Annotated in this window: 5 protein-coding genes and 1 pseudogene; 5 read left to right on the forward strand and 1 reads right to left on the reverse strand. The window is 38.7% G+C overall.

The window, feature by feature from the left end; translation table 11 throughout:
• Window positions 1-379: 379 nt before the first annotated feature.
• Together ADA55_RS10860 and ADA55_RS10865 are read left to right on the forward strand one after the other, a co-directional pair.
• Window positions 380-3,415: an efflux RND transporter permease subunit gene (locus tag ADA55_RS10860; RefSeq protein WP_048683405.1), complete on the forward strand. Its 3,036-nt coding sequence runs from the start codon at window positions 380-382 to the stop codon at window positions 3,413-3,415.
• A 247-nt stretch (window positions 3,416-3,662) separates the two neighbouring features.
• Window positions 3,663-4,313, forward strand: a pseudogene (locus ADA55_RS10865) (DsbA family oxidoreductase).
• A gap of 661 nt (window positions 4,314-4,974) precedes the next feature.
• Here the strand turns inward: ADA55_RS10865 and ADA55_RS30980 are convergent.
• Window positions 4,975-5,097 (reverse strand): hypothetical protein, encoded by a 123-nt coding sequence (locus ADA55_RS30980; protein WP_260089093.1) that lies wholly within the window; start codon window positions 5,095-5,097, stop codon window positions 4,975-4,977.
• Between the two features lie 460 nt (window positions 5,098-5,557).
• Between ADA55_RS30980 and ADA55_RS10875 the strand changes: the two genes are divergently transcribed.
• From ADA55_RS10875 to ADA55_RS10880, 3 genes are read left to right on the forward strand one after another with little or no spacing between them, the layout of a single operon-like run.
• Window positions 5,558-6,169: a flavodoxin domain-containing protein gene (locus ADA55_RS10875; protein WP_048683410.1), complete on the forward strand. Its 612-nt coding sequence runs from the start codon at window positions 5,558-5,560 to the stop codon at window positions 6,167-6,169.
• Window positions 6,090-6,257, forward strand: a complete 168-nt coding sequence (locus tag ADA55_RS28405; protein WP_081088695.1) for a Fur-regulated basic protein FbpA — start codon at window positions 6,090-6,092, stop codon at window positions 6,255-6,257. Before ADA55_RS10875 ends, ADA55_RS28405 begins: the two co-directional genes overlap by 80 nt.
• Complete coding sequence (locus ADA55_RS10880) at window positions 6,250-6,435, forward strand: FbpB family small basic protein (RefSeq protein ID WP_048683412.1); 186 nt, start codon at window positions 6,250-6,252, stop codon at window positions 6,433-6,435. Before ADA55_RS28405 ends, ADA55_RS10880 begins: the two co-directional genes overlap by 8 nt.
• Window positions 6,436-6,567: the final 132 nt, after the last annotated feature.

The raw sequence follows: 6,567 nt of genomic DNA on the forward strand, positions 1-6,567 counted from the left end.
CAGAGGGTATAAATAATCGAGTTTCTTCATTTATTTAGGTTTGTGCATTTTGAACGTTGATTTCCACTCCAGGCACTCGCTTTCCGCGGGCGGTCCGCCCTCAGCGCCTTTGCGCCTGCGGAGTCTCCCCTGGACACGTTTTCCCGCAGGAGTCCCGTACCTTACGTTCCAATCAACTTTGTTTTGAAATTTAGAACCCCTTTTGTCTAAAAACTGGAGGCTGCTGCGCAGCCTTTTTTTATGGAAAAAGTTCTTCACATCAAGGGACATAAAAAAATATAAAAATCAATAAAAAATTAACACTCCAACATTAGTAATATATGGTAAGATTTGAAATGGAATTATTTTCTTCTAAATTTTATTCAGGGGTGATTAGTGCGTGGAGTTTTTTACTAAGTGGTCGTTTAAGAACAAGGCTGCCGTTTCATTGGTAACCATATTTATTTTGATGATAGGAGTTGTCAGTTATTTTAAACTGCCGATGGAATTTTTACCATCTGCTGATAATCCACAAGTTACGATTATCACAATGGGGCAGGGCACCGATTCGAAAACGATGGAAGCACAAGTTACAGATCCGATTGAAAGGGCAGTTACGGGCGTTAAAGGAAAGAGTTCCATATACTCCACCACTGGAGATGGTTTTTCTAAAGTAGATCTATTCTTTGAAGCCGGATCGGATATGAAACAAGCGAAACTGGATGTTCAGGAAGCATTAGGCAGTGTAGCATTGCCGCAAAGCATGGCAAAGCCTACTGTTACACAGTTAAATACGTCAATGATTCCCATTTCATTTGTATCAGTTACATTTAAGGATGGGTTAACAGCTGAAAATATAGACTTTGCCAAGAAAGAATTAGAGCCTATGTATAAAGATATTAAAGGCGTTTCGGATGTACAGACATTTGGGGTTTCACAATCCATTCTTTCAGTCAAAGTGGATAATGAAGAATTGGCTAAAAAGAAAGTCTCCATTCAAGATGTCATGAGCGTCCTTAACGGTCAGAATGCAGCTCTGGCCGTAGGCGAAAAAGTGATTGATGGGAAGGCAAGTAACATCAAGGTCATTGGTGATTTAACAAGTATTGAAAAATTAGAAGCGCTGAAGGTCACTCCGGATGTCGCACTTGGAGAGATAGCAAAAGTTGAAGAAGCGAATGATGGCAACCTCATCAGTCGTTTTAATGGAAAGGAAAGCATTGATTTAAGCATTATCAAGGACAGTCAATCAAATGCTGTCACAATCAGTAAAGAGGTTGAAAAAGTAGCAAAAGAAATTAATGAAAAGTATAGTGACCAGAAATCGACCATTTATTTATCTACAGCTGATATGGTGGAGACGTCCGTTCAGACGATGGTAAAAGAAGTTCTGTTAGGTGCGCTATTCGCTACGATTGTAATCATGGTCTTTTTACGGAATGTACGATCTACATTCATTACAATCGTATCCATACCGCTATCTCTTGGCTTTACGTTATTTTTGCTGTCATTGTCGGGAGTGACGCTGAATATTTTGACGCTGGGCGGTGTCGCTGTAGCGATCGGGCGCTTGGTGGACGATAGTATTGTCGTTATTGAAAACATTTTCCGGAAAATGCAGCAGGAGAAGATTTCAGTCGAATTGGTGATGGATGCAACGAAAGAAGTGGGAGTGGCAATCACAGCTTCAACCCTTACGACTGTAGCCGTTTTCTTGCCGGTTGCTTTATTGAATGGAGGGCTTCAGGAGTTTCTTCTTCCTTTCGCTTTGACTGTCACTTATTCTTTGCTGGCTTCATTAATTGTGGCATTGACGGTTGTTCCGTTAATGAGCGCAGGATTGCTGAAAAGGACGGAGCTGCCAAAACATCGACCCGCCAAGCGTTTTACGAAGCTGGTTACTTGGTCACTAAACCATAAATGGGTTGTCCTGATTGTTGCGATGCTGTTGTTTGTCGGTTCCATTGGTACATATTTTGCCATGCCAAAAGGGGCGATTGATAATTCTTCAGCAGACTATGTCTCCGTGACATTAACTTATCCAAATGATCAGCCCTATGAGAAAGTAAAGGAAAAAGCGATTAAACTTGAAGAAACGATGCAGGGTATGAGTGAAGTGGATAATATTTTCATGCAATTAGGAAACTCGCCCGAAACAGCACAATATGGCGAAGTCGCATCACCTACAGAAGCGATTTTCGGCATCCTGGTAAAGGATAAAGCAAATGTAGATGCAATCCTGAAAAAAATGGAAAAGGAACAAGAATACTATCCGGATGCGAAGCTTACGGCCCAAGCCTCTTCCTTTATGATGGGAGCATCAAAGACGAACATTACGATAGATGTGATCGGCAGTAATGTTGAAGATTTGGAACGGACGGCCAATAATGTCAAAGAAAGAATTCAAGATATTAAAGGAATCGAAGAAATTACAACGAACCAGGATGAAAAGAAAACCATTTATTCATTCACGGTAGATCCAGCTAAAGGCAATACAGAACAAATAGGTCAACAATTGGGTATCATGCTTAATAAAACGCCTATCGGCCATATAACTTTACAGGATAAGCAAACACCTGTCGTCCTTGAACCAATCTTGGATCCTAAAAAACCAGAGGATTTAAAAAGCATTCCGATCATGACAGACGGGGGCCTAGCCCCAGTGTCAAAAGTTGCTTCTTTAAAGAGCGAAGAGAGCGCAACAACGCAGTTCCATAAAGATGGAGAAACATATCTCCAATTAACGGCAACGGTCGATCCGGCTAGACTTTCCGATATTGCAAGCAAAATAAATCTTGAGGTATTTGGAGATAAAGAGAACAAAGGCCTTGATATTCCGGATGATGTAGAGATTTTAGTAGGCGGAGCCAGTGCTCAGCAGACAGATGATTTTTCCGATTTATTCCTTACGATGTTAATATCGATCGGCATTGTCTTTTTAATCATGGTTATAACCTTTAAATCGATCAAAGCACCGATTGCCATTCTATTCTCCTTGCCATTCGCTGCCATTGGAGCGGTATTAGGATTGGTTATCAGTCGAATTCCAGTGGATATTACAGCACTGCTGGGTGCTCTCATGTTAATAGGAATTGTTGTGACAAACGCGATTGTGCTTCTGGATCGAGTCAAACAAAACGAAGAAAAAATGATCATCCGTGATGCGATCGTCGAAGCGACAGCCACAAGATTCCGTCCAATCATAATGACGGCTGTAGCAACGATTTGTGCCATGCTGCCGCTTTTATATAAAAAGGCGGAAACAGGAAGCTTGGTTTCACAAAGCTTGGCGATCGTTGTCATTGGAGGGCTAGCTGTTTCCACACTGCTCACACTGATCGTCATTCCATGTATATACGAATTGCTGTACTATAAAAAATCGAAAAAACAGAGAAGGAAAAAGAGAGAACCCGTTAACGAACAAATCGAGATGTAAGAAGTTTTAATAAAAAAGTTTGTAGAGAAAAGCAACATTTTCTTTACAAACTTTTTTTTATTTAAAATAATGGTTGACTTCCCTCTAACCTGTAACTAAAATGATTACAGCGGGCGATGAACAATCGCAGGGAGCAATCGACTGTACAGGTACTGAATGCCATGTAATTATATTGATTTTTTTTGCTCTATATTGTAACTGGTTTGGTTACAAGTTTAGCTGATATTGAAAAGTGAGGGAATTTATAATGACAGTGAAAATTAAAGCGTATTCTGATTTTATTTGTCCATTTTGTTTTTTAGGTAAAGGGCCTTTGGACGAAATCATGAAGGAAAAGGATGTAGAAGTGGAATGGATGCCATTTGAATTGCGTCCTAGTCCATATACGAAAATTGATCCATGAAAGGAACCCGATAAGCTGAATTCATGGGATTCTTACATTCTTCCTGCTGCGAAAAAGCTAGGGGTTGATATGCGTTTACCCCGTGTCTCCCCGCATCCATATACACATTTGGCATTCGAAGGCTGCCATTTTGCAAAGGAGCACGGAAAAGGGAACGAATTCCACAACAGAGTATTTACAGCGTTTTTTCAAGAGGAACAAAATATTGAAGATATAGAAGTGTTGACAAAATTAGCGGGTGAAGTTGAGCTTCCTATAGATGCCTTTAGAGAAGCGTTAGTGTCACGAAAGTATCGGGAAGTGCACCAGCAAGCACTCAAACATGCTTATGAAGAAGCAGATATCAGGGCCGTCCCGACGTTTATTATTGGTGATGAAGTCATTCAAGGACTAGCCAGCAAAGAAAGGCTAGCGCAAGTCATTGAGAAGGGAGAAGCAAAAAATAAACAGAATGAATTTGATGGCTTGCAATGTGATGTTAGGGGGAATTGCTAATAACGTTTTTACTGTCAGGGAAATGAGAATTTACAACAGTAAGGTCATTTCAAGCTACTTAAAATAGGGCTTGATTAGAATACTTACAGAAGAACCCCTTTTATCAAACAATAAAACCTTTTCTTTTACTGTTTTATAAAAGGGGTATTTTAATGTACTTCTAGTTGAATTGTAGAAACAAAATTAGAATCATCAACCCATATATAAGCATCTTTACACTTATACGTGAAATATCTAATGGCAAAAGTATCTTTTAAACAATCTTTTAAAGACCAATTGTATAAGGAGAGCGAGATTATTGGCCCCTTTGATGTGTTTTTTAAATAAGCTAACACCTTATCGAACTCCATATCTTCGTATTTCTCGATAAATTCAGGTATTATCTTGTATGATTTTTGTGGTTTCCATTCATATTGTGATTTGCTAATTGTCCCATATAGATTTTTTATTATTGGATTTATGTGACTCGACCTGATCAAGGAGAGAGATTCTTGATTCGGCTTATTTAACATTATTTCTGATGGTACTTCGTTTTCTAATAAAATCTTGGTGTTGTCAAAATGCATAATGATTTCTTCGATGACTTGATTATCAATTCTATCGACAAATAACGAAGTAACACTATTTTCATCTTGGCAACCCAACAGTAAAAAGAATTGAGTTAATAGTGAATATTTTTTTTCGAAATTGGATTAGGGGTAAATTCCCTGATCTTGAAATCTGAAAAACTGTCTGTATTGTTTTCGAACTGATTATTAGCTTCAGAAGGTTTCAACCATTCCATTAGTAGCCCTCCTAGTATGTTTTTTATTAGCTCTTTTCGTAAAGATTGTTGTTTTTAAAACGAAACTATTTAAGGTTGATTGAGCGGAAGTGCGAGACTCCTGCGGGAGCACCGCCCGCCCCGCGGAAAGCGAGCATCTGGAGGTGAAATCAACCACACCGCACTACTTGGTAAATAGCAACATAGTATGCGAAAAAGCCTTTTTATTTAATCTCAAAATAACTAAAACCTATATAGTTAAATTATTACATAGTGTATCATGGTTTTTTGTGAAAACATAGGTTTTTTTACCTATGTATTTTGATTTTTTCACTTAATTTTTAGGACATTTATATTATTTTTAAGATGAAGAAGGACTGTTTAATATAATTAACGGAGGTAAATAATTGACAATGAGAATCATTTTCATTTATAGTGAAGTGTGTAATGAAATTAATTCTCAATTAGGAAGGTGATATAGATGAAGGTATTCATTGGTTATGTCAGTTTATCCGGTAATACCGAGAAAATGGCTATAAACATAAAGAATAGAATGAAGGCCGTCGGCTGTGAAGTATATATGGAAAGATTGGATACTGTTGAAGTTGATGCTTTAAAGTATTTTGATTTGGCCTTTATTGGTTTATATACATGGAATCTTGAAGATGTACCGTATGAAGCAAACGAGTTTTATGAAGAAATTGACCAAGTGGACTTTGCTGGAGTGAAAGTTGCACTCTTTGGTGCCGGCGACCTGACCCATTCGAAACCCTGCGCCGCGTTAGATATCCTTTCCGATAAAATGAAGCGATTTGGATTTGATGTATATGATCGAGTATTGAAAATACACCATGAAAGCAGTACATACGAACAACTGAGGAAATGCGAAGACTTTGCTGGGCATGCCCTTATATGGGGAAGCAATAGGAAAAAGTGGAGATTCTTCATGTGGGATCGGTTGCTAGGCAGCCCCAAATACCAAAAGTCTGTATTTTTGTTAAGGAGGGTCCTTGATGATTACCCAATTAAGTGCAAAGGGAGAAGCAAAAAAAGAAGAACTTATACAAGAACTTCTGAAATTCGGGATTTTTAAAAAATATAATAAACAACTATACGAGCTTCCGATCGTAGTTTTACAGAAGGAATTCAATCACTTGAGAGGTGAATTAAAAAATGTCTAGGAGAAGGAAATCTTATACTCAACTGCTAAAAGAAAACCGCGAGCTTCTGTTGCATGACAAAATCGAAGTGGAACGCATCTATACAAAAATCGATCAAAAAGCCATCAATGAAAAAAAGGGCAGTAAGCAAGTACAATCATTTATTGGTCAAAATTTGAACGTTGCCTCCAGTCACTAGTATTCCGAGGGCAATCCGCCCGCGGAGCTCTTTGCGCCTGTGGGGTCACGGCTTGGATACGCTTTTCCCGCTGGAGTCCCGTACCTTCCGTTCCAATCAACTTTGTGTTTTAAAAGAAAAAACTGCTGGCTC

Origin of the sequence: Bacillus sp. 220_BSPC (assembly GCF_001054655.1) — a bacterium.
Classification (GTDB): Bacteria; Bacillota; Bacilli; order Bacillales; family DSM-1321; genus Peribacillus; species Peribacillus frigoritolerans.